We start from the raw sequence: 16198 nt of genomic DNA, 5'->3' as shown, positions 1-16198 counted from the left end.
AAAAATGTGGAAAAAGATACTCGCTAGCTGTTTGCTACTAATTTCCTTCACTGCGCCAGTAATGGCAAGTGATGAACCATTAACGCTCGATTGGATTGATCTTGTGCCAGAGAATGAGCGCAAGATGTTCGACAGTGTTGGCATGCCTGCCACTGACCACAATGGGGGTGCGGCACTTCAATCTAAGATTGGTAATGTTCGCCCTGAGCTTAACGGCAGCAAAGTGAAAATCCCGGGCTTTGTCATCCCATTAGAAGGTGATGCGAATACGGTGACGGAATTCCTACTGGTGCCATATTTTGGCGCTTGTATCCATGTTCCGCCACCACCACCAAATCAGATCATCTATGTAAAATTCCCGAAAGGAGCCCCAGTGCAGGAGCTTTGGGATGTCATTTATGTGGTGGGAACGTTAAAAACCGAGACCATTGAACATGAGTTGGCAGAAACTGCCTACGTGATTGAAGGCTCATCAATCGAACCCTACGATGACATGTAATGTCTGCTTGATTAAATAAATACACTAGGCGTCGGTTCGGCGCCTTTTTTATGCCTGCTGTTTATACGATGTAACGAGATAAATACGCTAACACGCCAACATACAAAACCAAAAGTAGCGCTATCGACAGGTGTTTTCTCAGTTTGCTTGCGTCTGAATATTTCATCACCCCTCCAAAATAACGATAACAATTTTAACAACTCATTATCATTTTGAATAGTCCTTATTCTGTCAAAATCCGGACATGCCTCTCTGGTCGAGAAAACAGGAAAGGTGTAAATTTAAGCAAGCGCTAATCGCCAGTCTTGGTAGGAAATGAAATGGCAGAACCAACAAAGCAACCTGTTGTTATCGAACACGAACCCACACAACAAAAACATACTCATCATGAAAAGAAGTCTGGCTACATTAAAGACAGTGCAAGCCGTGTTCAAAGCATTGCCCAAATCTACGGGTTAGACGCATTGTTGCAAAGTGATCCTCCAGCTAAAACCCCACTAGAACGCGCTCAATTGCGTGAACAACGCCGCCAAGAGCAAAGACAAAAGAACTTAGAGCAGATCCTAAAACTGGCGCACAGCTCATGTCGAGATGAGACCGCAGGTGAACCTGACCAAGACTGGTTGTATCGTTTTTTCGATATGGCTCAGGACATCCACAACAGCTCAATGCAAAAGTTGTGGGCACAAGTCATGAAGCGCGAAGTGACCAACCCCGGCTCAACATCGATGAAAGCGCTTAAAGTCCTTAAAGATATGTCGCCGAGAGAAGCACAGACTCTGCAACGGGCAGCCACACTGGCATGCAGCTTCGGTGGAGATACCAGTCGCAAACTGCTGATTGGCTACAAAGCGCATGGCGGGATGTTCAGCTTTGGCAAACGCGATACCACTAGCAATCTTAATATGGGCAGCTTCCAGCTTCCTTATTCAAGCTTGTTAGTGTTGATTGAATTGGGACTGCTGCACAGCACTGAATTAGAGTCCGGAGAAATTGGCATTGAAACGCCTTTGATGCTCACCTATCAAGGTAAAAACTTATCACTGCAGGTAAATACGAAAGGCGTGCGCCTGTTGTACTACCGCTTTACCCCAACAGGTAATGAGTTGTGTAAACTGCTCGGAAATAAACCTAACAACCAGTATTACGATCAGATGTTAGCGCTTTTAAATCAGAGATTTAGCGTTCATAGTGAAGCAAAACCTACGGTGAATCACACCGTTTAGTACAGCAAAAAGAGCTTTTGGTCACCTATGATCCAAAAGCTCTTTTATCTGCTCAATGACTTTTTGGCCACCTATGATCCAAATGCTTTTTTATCGGATCACGCCACGTTGTTTAAGGTCGATTAAACACAACTCCACCAGCTCTTCGACACTCTTTTCGCCCGCAGGCAAATCAATTTCTGGGTTTGCTGGTGCTTGGTATTCTGAGTCAATACCGGTGAAATTCGGGATTTCACCTGCGCGTGCTTTTTTGTACAAGCCTTTTGGATCGCGACCTTCACATACTTCTAGAGACGCATTGACGAACACTTCAATAAACTCCCCCTCAGGCAGTAGATCACGCACCAATTGACGCTCAGCGCGGTGAGGAGAAATAAACGCTGACAAAACAATCAACCCCGCATCTGCCATCAGTTTTGCTAACTCACCAATACGGCGAATGTTCTCGCGACGGTCTTGCTCAGAAAAGCCTAAATCGCTGCACAAGCCATGGCGCACATTGTCGCCATCGAGCAAATAAGTGTGATAACCCAATTCGGCTAAGCGATTTTCCAATGCGCCCGCCACCGTTGATTTACCTGCACCTGATAGCCCAGTAAACCAAAGTACCGCAGGCTTCTGCTTTTTTAATCCAGCACGAAACTGTTTATCAACCGAGTGCTGATGCCAAACGATGTTTTCATCTTTTACCGGAGTTTCGGCAGTCATAACGTATCCTTGTAAATTTACAGATTAAAACGGAAAGAAGACCGGAATCAGCGTCAGTACTAGCACTGAATACACAATGGAAATCGGCACGCCAATTCGCACATAATCGGTCAATTTGTAATTCCCTACGCTGTATACCAACAAGTTGGTTTGGTATCCGTAAGGAGAGATAAAACTGGCACTGGCACCAAACAGCACCGCCATAATGAAAGGCATTGGGTCAACGCCATAGCCTACCGCCATGCTATAGCCAATAGGGAAAGACAGCGCCGCCGCCGCATTATTGGTGACAAGTTCCGTTAGCACCAGAGTCATGATGTAAGTTGCAACTAAAGCGCCAAACACGCCCCAGCCATTAAAGGCTTCGATAAACATATTGCCCATACGCACCGACAAGCCGGATGAAATCATCAATTGCGCAATAGATAACGCAGAGCCAACAATCACCACGATATCAATTGGGAAGCGACGACGAAGTTCAGAAAGTTGAATCACACCAAAGGCAAGTAGCGCAATCAAATACGCCGCCAGACCTTTGATAATAGGTACGAGTTCCAACAACGCACAGCCAATCACTGTAGCAAAGCCAAACAACACCAAGGCCGATTTATTCGCATCCAAACGTGCACTCGAATCTAAATCGTTCACCAACACGAACTCTTTACGATGCGCGCGACGTTCTGCTTCAAAGCGCTTACCGGGAACTAAAACTAACGTATCACCTGCGGCTAAAGTGATATTGCCTAAGCCACCTTCAAGACGCTCATGACCACGGCGAATCGCCACGACCACCGCATCAAATCGATCTCGAAAACGGCTCTCTTTAAGCGTTTTATGGCAGAAGGTCGCCGATGAGCTCACCACCACTTCCATAAAATTTTGTCCGTTGAGGTGTTGATGACCAAACAACGTTAAACCTGGGATCTCTTGTAGCGTCGCAACACTCTCTACATCACCACAAAATAGTAATCGGTCTTTAGCATTAAGCACAAAATCAGGACCAACAGAAGGCACACTGACACCATCGCGTATCACTTCAGCCAAGAATAGTTTTCTCAATGCGCGTAAGTTATTTTCCGTAATAGTACGTCCAACCAGTGGTGAGCCCGGTTCGACACGAGACTCTAAGAAGTAAGGTAAGTCCTCTTGGTTTTGGTCATCGTAATTAGGTAATAGATAGCTCAGCGGGATGAGAATAAGCACACCGCCCACCAACACCGCTAAACCAATCATGGTTGGAGTAAAGAAGCTCAAGCTTGGCAGACCGGCATCTTCGACAAAGCTGTTGATGATTAAGTTGGTCGAGGTACCAATCAACGTCAACGTGCCACCAAAAATCGCCGCATAAGAAAGTGGAATCAAAAGCTTAGATGGCGCATGTTGTTGGTTGCGTTTAATCGCACCAATTAACGACACCACAACGGCAGTATTATTAGTAAAAGAAGAAAGCAAAGCAGTAGAAAAACCCAACTTAGCGATCACACTGCCAAGGTGCCCTTCAGAAATACTGCGACTGACCCAACTGATTAATAGCGTTTTTTCTAATGCGCTCGATGCAAGAATCAACAACACCAAGGTCAGAAGTGAAGAATTAGTAAAGTTTGCCGCGATGGTATTGAGCTCAATCATCCCCGCCATAAACGCAATGAAAGCTGCTCCAGCAAATACGTAACTTGGTTTAATTTTGGTTACGAGTAAACAAGTGATAATGCCAAGCAAAATCGCTAATACAAATCCTTGTTCCCACATAGCCAATCCTTACCAATAAACCCGATACGGGCACAACAACGACTCGTGCAAACTTAGCTGCACGGAGTGACAACCGAGTAACCAGACAAAAAAGCAAAGCAAGCGAAAAAGAACGCCAGAATGCTCGGTTTCTTGGGCTTCCGGAGCATTCTGGATTCGGGGGAAATCAGCCTGACGGGTTTCGCAATCCAGTCAGGCTAAATGAACCAATTACTTCTTCAATAACTGGCTCAGGTCTTTAGCTTCCCAATGCGGGAAGTGCTTACGAACCAAAGCATTGAGTTCAAGTTCGAACGCTGAAACATCCGCAAGACCACGCTCAACAGCCGCTAGGCTTTCTTTCACCATACCTGCACCAACCGTTACATTGGTCAGACGATCGATGATGATGAAGCCGCCGGTATCGGCACAATCTTGGTAGTTATCCAATGCGACAGATTCGTTCAGCGACCACTCACACAAACCGATGCCGTTGAGTGGCAATTCAGCTGCACCGTGAGTAGAAAGATTGTTGATGTCGTACTGGTGACGAATCGCTTCAACGTGACCAACCGTCTTCTTACCAGCAATCTTAATGTCGTAATCACGACCCGGTTGCAGCGGTTGCTCTGTCATCCACACTACGTCCGCCAACAAGTGGTTAGTTGATTCTACTTGTGCATTTTCCAGCACCAGCAAATCACCACGACTGATATCAATTTCGTCATTCAGAGTCAGCGTCACAGCCAGACCTGCTTGTGCTTCCTGTACATCGCCATCAAAGGTCACGATGCGTGCAACGGTTGAGGTTTTGCCTGATGGCAGCGCCTTGATCGCATCACCTACTTTCACTGAACCTGATGAAATCGTGCCCGCAAAACCACGGAAATCGAGATTAGGACGGTTTACATACTGAACAGGGAAACGGAAATCACCTTCGCCTTTCTCATGGTCAACATCAACAGTCTCAAGTAGCTCAAGCAGAGATGGACCTTCAAACCAACTTAGGTTCTGTCCTTTCTCTACTACGTTGTCGCCTTCTAGCGCTGACAACGGAATGATTTGGATATCCGTCTCACCCGCTAGATTTTCTGAGAACTGTAAGTACTCATCACGGATCTCTTCAAAACGTTCTTGTGAGTAATCCACCAAGTCCATTTTGTTGATAGCGACAACAAAGTGTTTCAAACCCAGTAGGTTAGAAATGAATGAGTGACGACGCGTTTGGTCCAACACACCTTTACGTGCATCAACCAGAATCACAGCCAAATCACAGGTCGATGCACCTGTTGCCATGTTACGCGTGTATTGCTCATGCCCTGGCGTATCAGCAATGATGAACTTACGTTTCTGCGTCGAGAAATAACGGTAAGCCACATCAATGGTGATGCCCTGCTCGCGTTCTGCTTGTAGACCATCTACCAGCAATGCCAAATCTGGCTTTTCACCCGTGGTGCCTACGCGTTGGCTATCCGAGTGAACCGCTGCTAGCTGATCTTCATAAATTTGTTTTGAGTCGTGGAGTAAGCGACCGATTAGGGTACTTTTACCATCATCTACCGAGCCACAAGTCAGGAATCTAAGTAACGACTTGTACTGGTGTTGTTTTAAATAGCCTTCAATACCAAGCTCGGCTAACTGAGCTTCAACTGCACTGTTCATTATCTTTCCTTAGATCCTTTAGAAGTAACCTTGACGTTTCTTAAGTTCCATCGATCCTGACTGATCGTGGTCGATCGCACGACCTTGGCGCTCACTTGAGGTTGCCACCAGCATTTCTTCGATGATGCCTGTTAGCGTGTTTGCTTCAGACTCAATCGCGCCAGTCAGTGGGTAACAACCCAAAGTACGGAAACGCACACTCTTCTCTTCAATCACTTCACCTGGTTCTAGCTTCATGCGGTCGTCATCTACCATGATCAGCATGCCATCACGCTCAACAACCGGTCGCTTGTCTGCAAGGTACAGAGGCACAATCTCGATGTTTTCTAGGTAGATGTATTGCCAGATATCCAGCTCAGTCCAGTTTGAAAGTGGGAACACACGAATGCTTTCCCCTTTGTTTACTTGACCGTTGTATGTTTTCCAAAGCTCCGGACGTTGGTTTTTCGGATCCCAGGTATGGTTCTTATCGCGGAATGAGTACACGCGCTCTTTTGCACGTGACTTCTCTTCATCACGACGAGCACCACCGAATGCCGCATCAAAACCGTACTTGTTCAGAGCTTGCTTCAAACCTTGAGTCTTCATGATGTCAGTATGCTTTGAAGAGCCGTGCACAAATGGGCTACAACCCATTGCTAGACCTTCTGGGTTCTTATGAACCAAAAGCTCAAAGCCGTATTTCTCAGCGGTACGATCACGAAACTCGATCATCTCGCGGAATTTCCAATCCGTATCTACGTGCAGCAGTGGGAATGGAATTTTGCCTGGGTAGAAGGCTTTACGCGCAAGATGCAACATGACTGATGAATCTTTACCAATCGAATACATCATGACTGGGTTATCGAACTCAGCCGCAACTTCGCGGATGATATGAATACTCTCCGCTTCGAGTTGTTTAAGGTGAGTTAAACGTTGTTGGTCCATGTTTTGTCTTTCCTTTTTAAGCTTGAAGGCTCATTAGTCCCTAATCTTTGGTCTGAAATTATATGGAGCTGGCAATAGCACTTTTGTTGAATTCAGTACTAGACAAAAACCAGTCCAACTTTTGAGACAGACGCACAACTTCGCCGACAACAATCAAAGACGGAGCTTGAGCTTCTTTAGATAATTCAGATAGTTGAGAAAGTTCTCCGGTGAAAACTTTTTGCTGGATTTGCGTACCGCGCTCGATGATGGCGATAGGGGTTGAGGCTGCCCTACCATGTTTGATGAGCTGATTCTGAATATAGTGTGATTTCATCAGTCCCATGTAGATCACTAAAGTCTGATTCCCGCGCGCTAATGTCGACCAGTCCATGTCGTCACTTTCTTCTTTAAGATGACCCGTAACAAACAGTGCTGACTGCGCGTAATCACGATGCGTCAGCGGGATCCCGGCATAAGCAGTTGCACCCGCAGCGGCAGTAATGCCCGGAACTACTTGGAAACGAACACCGGCATCAGCCAAAACTTCCAATTCTTCACCACCGCGACCAAACACAAATGGATCGCCACCTTTAATGCGCACCACTTTGTAGCCTTGCTTGGCAAAGTCCACCAGCAATTGGTTAGTCTTTTCTTGCGGCACACTGTGGTGACCAGCACGTTTACCCACGCACACCAAAATGGTTTCACTTGGAATTAGTGCCATGATCTCGTCAGACACTAGGTAGTCGTAAAGCACGACGTCAGCTTGTTGTAGGCAGTTAAGTGCTTTCAGTGTTAACAGCTCAGGGTCACCCGGACCGGCACCAACAAGGGCAACTTCACCCGGTTGAAGAGATTGCTTGCTAAAACGCGGAAGATCGGCAGCTCGGTTATTCGAAACCAGCCGAGGCTTGTTGATTGGAAAATTCGTTACTGAATCGTTAACTGCCATGTGCTTGCTCATCATCCATTGATATCGTTATGGATGGCATTATGGCGGTGGGTTTATATTACCGGAAATTCTAAAATTTCATTTTTTATTCAAAAAACTGCTAAGAAGCTTTTGTTAGGTCTCATTCAAAATGGTGAAAAAGGCATCACTTTGACACTTTCCTCCGCATTTAATTGCCTAATGTTCACAGTTTTCTGCATCTTAGCCTGAGCTTGCACTAATATTTGTTACATTACGCTGTACGACCCCTCTATCCCATTTAATTGGAGCACCTCATGAAAATGGCAGTTAATCCCGTATCCGTCGCAGTTTTAAGCGGTATGTTGACGCTTGCAGGTCCAGCAATGGCGGACACTATTAAGCTACGTATTATCGAAACCACCGATATTCACACCAATGTGATGGATTACGACTACTACAAAGATCAGCCCTCTCAACAAATCGGTCTTAGCCGTGCGGCAACACTGGTTAAGCAAGCTCGTGAAGAAGCTGTAAACAGTGTATTGGTCGACAATGGCGACTTGATTCAAGGCAGCCCGATGGGCGATTACATGGCAGCGAAAGGGATTAACGCTGGCGAAATCCACCCGGTATACAAAGCGATGAACCAGTTGGATTACGATGTAGGTAACATTGGTAACCATGAATTCAACTACGGTCTTGAGTTCCTGAAAAACTCTATCGACGGTGCGAACTTCCCTTATGTTAGTGCTAACGTTTTCGACAAGAAGACAGGTGAGCACTACTTCAAACCTTATCTCATTAAAACGCACACGTTCAAAGACACTGATGGTCAAAGCCACGAAATCAAAGTGGGCTACATCGGCTTCGTACCACCGCAAATCATGGTGTGGGATAAGAAAAACCTAGAAGGTAAAGTCTTCGCTGAAGACATCACTGAGACTGCGAAAAAGCTGGTTCCTCAGATGAAGAAAGAAGGTGCTGACGTGATTGTGGCGATTCCACACTCGGGCATTTCTACTGACCCATACAAGCTCGGCGCTGAAAACTCGGTTTACTATCTCACAGAAGTTGAAGGCATTGATGCGATTGCGTTTGGTCACTCTCACGCCGTGTTCCCAGGTAAAGACTTTGCCAAGCTGCAGGGTGTCGACAACGCAAAAGGCACAATTAATGGCGTAACCGCAGTCATGCCAGGTCGCTGGGGTAGCCACGTTGGCGTAATGGACTTGATGCTGAAAGAAAAAGACGGCAAATGGCAAGTTGTTGAGGGTCAATCTGAAGCTCGCCCTATCTTCGACAAAGCCAACAAAAAGTCGTTGGCGGAAGCCGATAAAGGCATCGTGGATGCACTTGTTGATGACCACAAAGGCACACGTGAATTCGTCAATCAGCCAATCGGTAAAGCAAATGATGTGATGTACAGCTTCCTAGCGCTTGTACAAGATGATCCAACGATTCAAATCGTAAACCTTGCTCAAAAAGATTACGTGGAACGCTTTATCCAAGGCGACCCAGATCTTGCAGACATTCCAGTACTAAGCGCAGCTGCACCATTTAAAGTGGGCGGACGTAAAGACGATCCAAATGGCTTCACGGAAGTAGAGTCCGGCCAGCTGACTTTCCGTAATGCCGCGGATCTTTACTTATACCCGAATACGCTGGTAGCAATGAAGGTTAAAGGCAAAGAAGTTCACGAATGGCTAGAGTGTAGCGCGGGTCAGTTCAACCAGATTGATGTCAACAGCACCAAACCTCAGTCTTTGTTGAATTGGGATAACTTCCGCACTTATAACTTCGACGTGATTGATGGTGTGAACTACCAAATCGATGTCACTCAACCACCGAAGTACGATGCAAGTTGTAACGTGATCAACCCAAACTCACAACGTATCGTGAACCTGACTTATAACGGAAAACCGGTTGATCCGAAGCAAGACTTCATCATTGCAACCAACAACTACCGTGCTTACAGCGCGACTTTCCCAGGCACTGGTCCGGATTTCATCGCATTTGATTCTCCAGATGAGAACCGCTCAGTTGTTGCTGCTTACATCTCTCGCATCAGTAAAGAGCAAGGTGAAGTAACACCAAGTGCAGATAACAACTGGTCTTTCGCACCAATCAAATCGGATAACAAACTTGATGTTCGCTTTGAAACCTCACCAAGTGATAAAGCTGCGCAGTTCATCAAAGAGAAAGGGCAATACCCGATGAAACGTGTCGCCACTGACGAAGTTGGTTTCGCGATTTACCAAATCGACCTGAATAAATAAGGCAAGTTTAGCAATAATTTCAAGCGGCTCTCATGAGCCGCTTTTTTGTTGTCAGTAAAAACCGTTAGAATGACGAAAACCGTTTCTGAGTTATCACATGCACAGCGATCTTTTTTCTGACTTAATCAATCATGGCTTCCTTGAAGATGAAGCGAATCAGCTTATTGAACATGGGCAGCAGTTAGAACTGCCAACGCGCCATATTCTCAATCACCAAGGTGAGTTCAGCTCTCATATCTACTTTGTATTAGAGGGCTTGTGCCACGCCAGTTATCTTACCGACAAAGGGAAGGAATTCAGTAAAGAGTTCTACTGGGAAAAAGACTGGGTGATTGGCTTTGAAGGGCTTATCAAGAATCAGCCTTCGCCATATTTATTGGAAACACTGACGCCTTGTCATCTGTTTTGCTTACCGGTTGAAGTACTACATCAGTGGCGTTCAGAAAAGCATCCTATCTACTTAAAGCTGCTCGAAGCGCAGCTGATGCATAAAGAAAACAAAGAACGCTTTATGTTGCTCTACTCACCAGAAGAGCGCTACCAACTGTTTTGTCAGCATTATCCAGACTTAGAACAACGCATCACCGATAGCCAGATTGCCGCTTACTTGGGTATTACCGCGATCAGTCTTAGCCGCATTAAGTCGCGCTTAAAGAAAGGCAATGAATAAGATCAGGTAGGCAGGAAAAAACAAAGGCGCTCATATCGAGCTCCTTTGCATTAAATGAGGTTCTGCTTACTTCAGAATACGAGCACGGAATTGACGACCTTTCATCTTACCGTTACTGATGGTTTGCAGTGCTTTCTTCGCCACAGATTTCTCTACCGCAACGTAAGAGCGCATCGCCATTAGCTGGATCTTACCCACTTGTGCACCCGTGATACCATTTTTACCAGTCAAACAGCCAAGGATGTCACCCGCACGTACTTTCTGTTTCTTACCGCCATCGATATTAATCGTCACCATCTTCGCTTGGTATGGCTGCTGAGTTGATTTCACTGGCAGTGTTGCTGGTACCACATCCATATCTAGGTACTCTTCAATACGAGCTACACGTAGACCATCTTTCTCACCAAAGAAGCTGAACGCCAGACCTTTGCTGCCCGCACGACCAGTACGACCAATACGGTGAACGTGTACTTCAGGGTCACGAGACAGTTCGAAGTTAAATACTGCATCAAGGTTGTCGACGTCTAAACCACGCGCCGCCACGTCTGTTGCAACAAGGATAGACACACTCTTGTTAGCAAACTGTACCAGAGCTTGGTCGCGTTCACGTTGTTCTAGATCGCCATGAAGGTCCACCACACTGAAGCCTTTGTGATGCAGTTCATCTGCCACATTCTGTACTTCTTTCTTGGTATTACAGAACACTACTGCTGACTCTGGCTGGTGCGTCAGTAGTAGGTTTGCCAGAGCTTCATCGCGTGCTTCTGAACCTTCAACGTTGTAAAAGTATTGCGCGATGCTCGACGTATCATGTGTCGATTCTACTTTGATCATCTCTGGTGATTGCATAATACGTTGAGCAATCTGTTCGATCTTCTCTGGGAAAGTCGCACTGAATAGCAGTGTTTGACGTTGCTTCGGTGCTGCATCAATGATCGCATCGAGTGCGTCTTGGAAGCCCATTTCCAGCATGCGGTCTGCTTCATCTAGAACCAGCGTGTTTAGCTCTTCTAGGTTAATGCGACCTTTCTCTAGGTGATCAAGGATACGACCGGGCGTACCTACCAGAATATGCGCGCCATGCTCTAGTGAACCGATTTGCGGTCCCATTGGCATACCACCACACAATGTCAGTACTTTAATGTTGTGAATACCACGACCTAACGTACGGATCTCTTTCGCCACCTGATCAGCCAGTTCACGCGTTGGGCACAACACCAAAGATTGTACACGGAAGCGCTTCACGTTTAGGTTGGACAATACGCCCAGACCAAATGCCGCGGTTTTACCTGAGCCTGTTTTGCCCTGACCAATCACATCACGCTGATTCAAAATCGCAGGTAAGCTCAACGCTTGAATTGGCGTCATATGGGTGTAGTTCAATGATTCAAGCGTCTCTAGTAGCGCTGGATTAAGCCCTACTTGGTCAAAAGTTTGTTTGCTCACAGGGAAATATCCTCAGGTGGGATGAAAAAGAGGGCACATTATCGCCAGATTTGTCACGAAGACCAGTGAAAATTAACCATTGTTAATGAGTAATAGCAGAAAACGACGTAAAGTCAGCTGCATTCGCTCATTATGGAAATTGAAAATGATCAACTGGACTGCCCTACCTTTCTCTCAACTGACGACGACACAACTCTACGAGATGCTGCGCTTGCGCGTTGATGTCTTTGTGGTGGAGCAAACCTGTCCTTATCCAGAGCTAGATGGAAAAGATACACTGGAAGGCGTTTTTCACCTATTAGGTTACAAAGGAGATGAACTGGTTGCCTGTGCTCGCCTATTGCCTGCAGGTACCACCTACGACAATGTCAGTATTGGTCGTGTAGTAACCAAGCAAAGCGCTCGTGGTGGTGGTCTTGGACATGAACTGCTTGAGCAAGCCCTGCAACATTGCCAACAGCTTTGGGCAGGTAAAACGATAGATATCGGCGCACAGGAACACCTGATGGCTTTCTATGCGAGTCATGGTTTTGAAGTTATTTCCGAAAGCTACCTTGAGGATGGTATCCCTCATGTGGATATGCGCCGAGTAAGCTAAATGTCACCCCACCATCTGGCGTTACTATTACTGGTTATCGGCAACTTGGCGGCGTCACTCTCCGATGTCGCCGTTAAACTGATTGAAGGCGGCATTAGCCCGTTCCAATATATATTTGTGCGCCAGTTGGCTTCACTGCTGCTCATCCTACCTTTCTATCTCAGACAACAACCGGATAAACGTAGCCTAAAGCAAGCACCTATTACCTTGTTGCGAGCGCATCTAATATTAATTGGTAGCGGATGTATGATGGTTGCGGTGACTCACCTCCCTCTGGCAACTGCAAACGCGGTTTTTTACGCAGCGCCGATTTTAATGTTGCCGCTGTCGATATTGTTCCTCAAAGAGCATCCTCCACTAAGTAAAATCTTGCTCACTTGCTTCGGGTTCCTTGGTGTCCTAGTGGTACTCAGACCGGATCATTTTCATTGGGCTGCATTGTTTGCACTCGGCACGGCGACCACATTGGCGATGTTTAATATATTGGTAAGGAAGCTACCCAGTGAACAGTCTGTGGTCACCACACTTTGGTGGACCACGCTGTTCTCGTTGCCTATATCGGCGATAATGGCTTGGTTTTATTGGCAGCCGATGAGTTGGCAAGAACTGACACTAGTTATCGCAAGTGCAGTGTGCATCTTAAGCTATAACGGCTTGGCAGTAATGGCATATCAAAAAGCTCCAGCCGGAGAAATTGCTTTAGCAGAATACTCTGGCTTAGTGTTCGTAACACTCTTTGGGATATGGTGGTTTGACGAGATTCCAGATTGGCTGACTGCAATAGGGATCCTGATGATCGTATTACCACTCTTACCATGGAATAAGAGAAGACAACATGCCAATCAACAGGGACAAGATTGAGTTCCAGCAGCAAGTAAGGTGACAGACATAAAAAAGACGCGAATCATCGCGCCTTTAGAATGCTAACGAGTGAACGTTATTTATTACGTCCGAATGTCCCGTCAGATAAACGGAAGAACATCACCGACTCACCACTTTTCTCAAGTTGAAGCATATCTAATTTGCCATCGTCAGCGAGCTTGAAGCGCACCAATTGACCTTGCTTGATTCGACTTAAAGGTTTGTCGCTGCCTTCAATTTTAACTAGGGCGTTTAAGTCCGCCATTGGCAGTTGATTACTGCGGAATACTTGGGCAAGTGTATCGCCGTTCTTTACCGTGTACTCTTTCCATTGCTCAGACTTTGGTTCTGAGTTTTGTGCAGAACGCTGCTCACTCAAGCTTTGTGCATTCAATTGAATGGCAACACGTTGATTCTCAACTTGAGTATCATCGATAAGTGCTTCAGTATCTTTTGGCACTGGAATGATCAGAAGCACCAACACCACAGGCACCAATACCATTAGTGCACGTTGATGTAGTTTTGGAAGACGGTGCCAAAACTGAGTGACAGGCTCGATCCTCTCCTGCCACTTCTCTTTGCTAAACGGCTGCTTCCAATCGATAGCAGCGAACTTTTTTTTCATCAATTCGACGTGGTCGACTTGCTGCTTTTTCTTTCTGCGACGATTCATTCTGATGAGTCCCTTAATGCTTCTAATCTCAGTATAAAAATACCAGCGCGGAGAGTATATGTTTTTCGCCAAAGTAAAATGTAATTTGGCGTAAATTAGCAGAAATTTCACTTGGAGTAAGAGATAAGTCACACCCTCTGCTCCAGAATGCGACATTCGAGCTCAATCATTTAAACCGAGGCTCGAACCTGATATCCTGTGCCTTTATCACTCCTAACAAGAGCGACATTCATGTCTGAAATTAAATTTGAAACTGCAGAACAGAAAGCTAGCTACGGTATTGGTCTGCAAATGGGTCAGCAACTAGCTGGTTCTGGTCTAGAAGGTCTTAGCGTTGACGCTATCGCTGCTGGTATTGCAACGGCACTAACTGGTGACATGCCATCTATCGAAATCGATGAGATCAACAACGCGCTTCAAGAGCTACACACTCGTGCAGAAGCAGCTCGTCAAGAAGCAGCTAAAGCAGCAGCAGCTGACGGCGAAGCGTTCCTAAAAGATAACGCTCTACGTCCAGAAGTAAACGTTCTTGAGTCTGGTCTTCAGTACGAAATCATCACTGAAGGTACTGGTGAAATCCCAACAGCGGCGTCTCAAGTACGTGTTCACTACCACGGTGAGCTAACTGACGGCACTGTATTCGACAGCTCTGTATCTCGCGGTCAACCTGCTGAGTTCCCAGTAACTGGCGTAATCAAAGGCTGGGTTGAAGCTCTTCAACTAATGCCTGTTGGCTCTAAGTGGAAACTATACATCCCACAAGACCTAGCATACGGTGAGCGTGGCGCAGGTGCTGCAATCCCTCCATTTGCTGCTCTAGTATTCGAAGTAGAACTACTAGACATCCTATAATTGAGACCATTCTCAATAGCAAATTCGAAGCGGCGCACACTAGCGCCGCTTTTTTTGTCTAGAATAAACAGACTTGAGCTCAATAACCTTACGTCTCAGTAATCTCAAGAAGTAAACAAACAATAATAATCGCAAGCCACATGGAGGTATTATGCGTAAAACACTCCTCACCTTAGCTCTGCTGTCAATGAATATTGGTACAGCTCACGCTTTTCTTGATGCCGTGACCGACAAAGATAACCAAGAAGGTTTAATGGACATGGTTAGTCAAGGTATGAATGCGGAGTCCTCTCCAATCACAGATTTACTAACGAGCCAATTACCAGTTTCGACTGAACAAGCCGCTGGCGGCACAAGTGCATTATTAGCTTTGGCACAAAGCCAACTGTCAGATCAAAATAGCAGTGAACTAGAATCTCTGATCCCAGGGATGTCGAGTTTGGATAGCGCACAAAGCTTGCTAGGTAATATCGAAAGTTTAAGCGCGGTACAAAGCACTTTTGACAAATTGGGGTTAGACCCTTCAATGATCAGTCAATTTGCGCCGGTGATACTGGGCTATTTGGGCGACCAAGGGGCAAGCGAGGGCTTACTCAAGTCACTAAGTGGATTGTGGGGTTCAGGCAGCTAAGAAGTTTCGCCTAAACATAAATTAAGACTAAAGATTCAATTATCAAAGATTAGTTTGAGAGGGGAGACGGAAAACTCAATTTGTTTCGCTTTCAAATACGACAGATACAAAAAAGCCGAGCTAATGCTCGGCTTTTTTTGTTCTTACGAACTGAGATTACTCAGCAGCTTCTTCAGCAGCTGGGCGATCTACAAGCTCAATGTAAGCCATTGGAGCTTTATCACCAGCACGGAAGCCAGCTTTTAGGATACGAGTGTAACCGCCCTGACGAGCAGCAAAACGTGGACCTAGTTCGTTAAACAGTTTTGCAACTACTTCGTTGTCACGAGTACGTGCAAATGCTAGACGACGGTTAGCAACACTGTCAGTCTTAGCTAGTGTAATCAAAGGCTCAACTACGCGACGTAGCTCTTTTGCTTTTGGCAAAGTAGTCTTGATAACTTCATGACGTACTAGAGAGCTAGCCATGTTGCTGAACATCGCTTTACGATGTGAGCTGTTGCGGTTGAGTTGACGACCACTCTTACGATGGCGCATGACCTAATC

The 16198-nt window shown here is 46.0% G+C and carries 16 protein-coding genes; 8 read left to right on the top strand and 8 right to left on the bottom strand.

The annotated features are described in order from the left end of the window. The first annotated feature begins 4 nt into the window (after positions 1–4). Complete coding sequence (locus tag J4N44_RS01460) at positions 5–499, top strand: DUF3299 domain-containing protein (RefSeq protein WP_005450528.1); 495 nt, start codon at positions 5–7, stop codon at positions 497–499. A 320-nt stretch (positions 500–819) separates the two neighbouring features. After that, entirely contained in the window at positions 820–1725 is a 906-nt protein-coding gene (locus tag J4N44_RS01455) for a TIGR03899 family protein (RefSeq protein ID WP_252044784.1), read from the top strand. Between the two features lie 90 nt (positions 1726–1815). On the opposite strand, the gene cysC is transcribed toward J4N44_RS01455, so the two are convergent. The 5 genes from cysC to cobA form a co-directional block, all read right to left on the bottom strand. Next, positions 1816–2433 (bottom strand): adenylyl-sulfate kinase, encoded by a 618-nt coding sequence (gene cysC, locus J4N44_RS01450; protein ID WP_005450533.1) that lies wholly within the window; start codon positions 2431–2433, stop codon positions 1816–1818. A 24-nt stretch (positions 2434–2457) separates the two neighbouring features. Then, positions 2458–4182 carry an SLC13 family permease gene (locus tag J4N44_RS01445; protein ID WP_252044783.1) on the bottom strand — a complete coding sequence of 575 codons (1725 nt, stop codon included), beginning with the start codon at positions 4180–4182 and terminating at the stop codon, positions 2458–2460. Positions 4183–4392: 210 nt separating this feature from the next. After that, positions 4393–5823, bottom strand: coding sequence for a sulfate adenylyltransferase subunit CysN (gene cysN, locus J4N44_RS01440; protein WP_005528550.1), 1431 nt, complete (start codon positions 5821–5823; stop codon positions 4393–4395). 18 nt (positions 5824–5841) lie between these two features. Beyond that, positions 5842–6750 carry a sulfate adenylyltransferase subunit CysD gene (cysD, locus tag J4N44_RS01435; protein WP_005430587.1) on the bottom strand — a complete coding sequence of 303 codons (909 nt, stop codon included), beginning with the start codon at positions 6748–6750 and terminating at the stop codon, positions 5842–5844. A 58-nt stretch (positions 6751–6808) separates the two neighbouring features. Next, complete coding sequence (gene cobA / locus J4N44_RS01430; RefSeq protein ID WP_009698871.1) at positions 6809–7684, bottom strand: uroporphyrinogen-III C-methyltransferase; 876 nt, start codon at positions 7682–7684, stop codon at positions 6809–6811. A gap of 275 nt (positions 7685–7959) precedes the next feature. Between cobA and cpdB the strand changes: the two genes are divergently transcribed. Then, a complete protein-coding gene (gene cpdB / locus J4N44_RS01425; RefSeq protein WP_053049882.1) occupies positions 7960–9921 on the top strand; it encodes a 2',3'-cyclic-nucleotide 2'-phosphodiesterase in 1962 nt (653 codons plus the stop codon). A gap of 97 nt (positions 9922–10018) precedes the next feature. After that, positions 10019–10591, top strand: a complete 573-nt coding sequence (locus tag J4N44_RS01420; protein WP_010646401.1) for a Crp/Fnr family transcriptional regulator — start codon at positions 10019–10021, stop codon at positions 10589–10591. Between the two features lie 66 nt (positions 10592–10657). Here J4N44_RS01420 and dbpA read toward each other — a convergent pair whose 3' ends face one another. Continuing rightward, a complete protein-coding gene (dbpA, locus tag J4N44_RS01415) occupies positions 10658–12037 on the bottom strand; it encodes an ATP-dependent RNA helicase DbpA (protein WP_252044782.1) in 1380 nt (459 codons plus the stop codon). A 145-nt stretch (positions 12038–12182) separates the two neighbouring features. On the opposite strand from dbpA, the gene J4N44_RS01410 reads away from it, so the two are divergent. Then, on the top strand, positions 12183–12635 hold the full coding sequence (locus J4N44_RS01410) for a GNAT family N-acetyltransferase (RefSeq protein WP_005450547.1): 453 nt from the start codon (positions 12183–12185) through the stop codon (positions 12633–12635). Then, entirely contained in the window at positions 12636–13496 is an 861-nt protein-coding gene (locus J4N44_RS01405) for a DMT family transporter (RefSeq protein ID WP_252044781.1), read from the top strand. A 76-nt stretch (positions 13497–13572) separates the two neighbouring features. On the opposite strand, the gene J4N44_RS01400 is transcribed toward J4N44_RS01405, so the two are convergent. Then, positions 13573–14169 (bottom strand): LysM-like peptidoglycan-binding domain-containing protein, encoded by a 597-nt coding sequence (locus tag J4N44_RS01400; RefSeq protein WP_252044780.1) that lies wholly within the window; start codon positions 14167–14169, stop codon positions 13573–13575. Between the two features lie 231 nt (positions 14170–14400). Between J4N44_RS01400 and bamJ the strand changes: the two genes are divergently transcribed. Together bamJ and J4N44_RS01390 are read left to right on the top strand one after the other, a co-directional pair. Continuing rightward, positions 14401–15021, top strand: a complete 621-nt coding sequence (gene bamJ / locus J4N44_RS01395) for a BamJ family beta-barrel-assembly machinery protein (RefSeq protein WP_005450553.1) — start codon at positions 14401–14403, stop codon at positions 15019–15021. A gap of 151 nt (positions 15022–15172) precedes the next feature. Further along, a complete protein-coding gene (locus tag J4N44_RS01390; protein WP_038897746.1) occupies positions 15173–15652 on the top strand; it encodes a DUF2780 domain-containing protein in 480 nt (159 codons plus the stop codon). Positions 15653–15808: 156 nt separating this feature from the next. Here the strand turns inward: J4N44_RS01390 and rplQ are convergent, their stop codons facing one another. Next, positions 15809–16189, bottom strand: a complete 381-nt coding sequence (gene rplQ, locus J4N44_RS01385) for a 50S ribosomal protein L17 (protein ID WP_005383141.1) — start codon at positions 16187–16189, stop codon at positions 15809–15811. Positions 16190–16198: the final 9 nt, after the last annotated feature.

It is taken from the genome of Vibrio sp. SCSIO 43155 (assembly GCF_023716605.1).
GTDB classification, from domain to species: Bacteria; Pseudomonadota; Gammaproteobacteria; order Enterobacterales; family Vibrionaceae; genus Vibrio; species Vibrio harveyi.
Note: the sequence above shows the minus strand (reverse complement) of the source record. Positions and strands in the feature narration are given on the sequence as shown.

What these genes read in the sequence shown, in the direction of transcription:
- cobA (WP_009698871.1), bottom strand. Translation starts at nt 7,684, where the DNA reads ATGGCAGTTAACGATTCAGTAACGAATTTTCCAATCAACAAGCCTCGG.
- J4N44_RS01455 (WP_252044784.1), top strand. Translation starts at nt 820, where the DNA reads ATGGCAGAACCAACAAAGCAACCTGTTGTTATCGAACACGAACCCACA.
- J4N44_RS01400 (WP_252044780.1), bottom strand. Translation starts at nt 14,169, where the DNA reads ATGAATCGTCGCAGAAAGAAAAAGCAGCAAGTCGACCACGTCGAATTG.
- rplQ (WP_005383141.1), bottom strand. Translation starts at nt 16,189, where the DNA reads ATGCGCCATCGTAAGAGTGGTCGTCAACTCAACCGCAACAGCTCACAT.
- cysD (WP_005430587.1), bottom strand. Translation starts at nt 6,750, where the DNA reads ATGGACCAACAACGTTTAACTCACCTTAAACAACTCGAAGCGGAGAGT.
- J4N44_RS01420 (WP_010646401.1), top strand. Translation starts at nt 10,019, where the DNA reads ATGCACAGCGATCTTTTTTCTGACTTAATCAATCATGGCTTCCTTGAA.
- cpdB (WP_053049882.1), top strand. Translation starts at nt 7,960, where the DNA reads ATGAAAATGGCAGTTAATCCCGTATCCGTCGCAGTTTTAAGCGGTATG.
- J4N44_RS01460 (WP_005450528.1), top strand. Translation starts at nt 5, where the DNA reads ATGTGGAAAAAGATACTCGCTAGCTGTTTGCTACTAATTTCCTTCACT.
- J4N44_RS01445 (WP_252044783.1), bottom strand. Translation starts at nt 4,182, where the DNA reads ATGTGGGAACAAGGATTTGTATTAGCGATTTTGCTTGGCATTATCACT.
- cysN (WP_005528550.1), bottom strand. Translation starts at nt 5,823, where the DNA reads ATGAACAGTGCAGTTGAAGCTCAGTTAGCCGAGCTTGGTATTGAAGGC.
- cysC (WP_005450533.1), bottom strand. Translation starts at nt 2,433, where the DNA reads ATGACTGCCGAAACTCCGGTAAAAGATGAAAACATCGTTTGGCATCAG.
- J4N44_RS01405 (WP_252044781.1), top strand. Translation starts at nt 12,636, where the DNA reads ATGTCACCCCACCATCTGGCGTTACTATTACTGGTTATCGGCAACTTG.
- bamJ (WP_005450553.1), top strand. Translation starts at nt 14,401, where the DNA reads ATGTCTGAAATTAAATTTGAAACTGCAGAACAGAAAGCTAGCTACGGT.
- J4N44_RS01390 (WP_038897746.1), top strand. Translation starts at nt 15,173, where the DNA reads ATGCGTAAAACACTCCTCACCTTAGCTCTGCTGTCAATGAATATTGGT.
- J4N44_RS01410 (WP_005450547.1), top strand. Translation starts at nt 12,183, where the DNA reads ATGATCAACTGGACTGCCCTACCTTTCTCTCAACTGACGACGACACAA.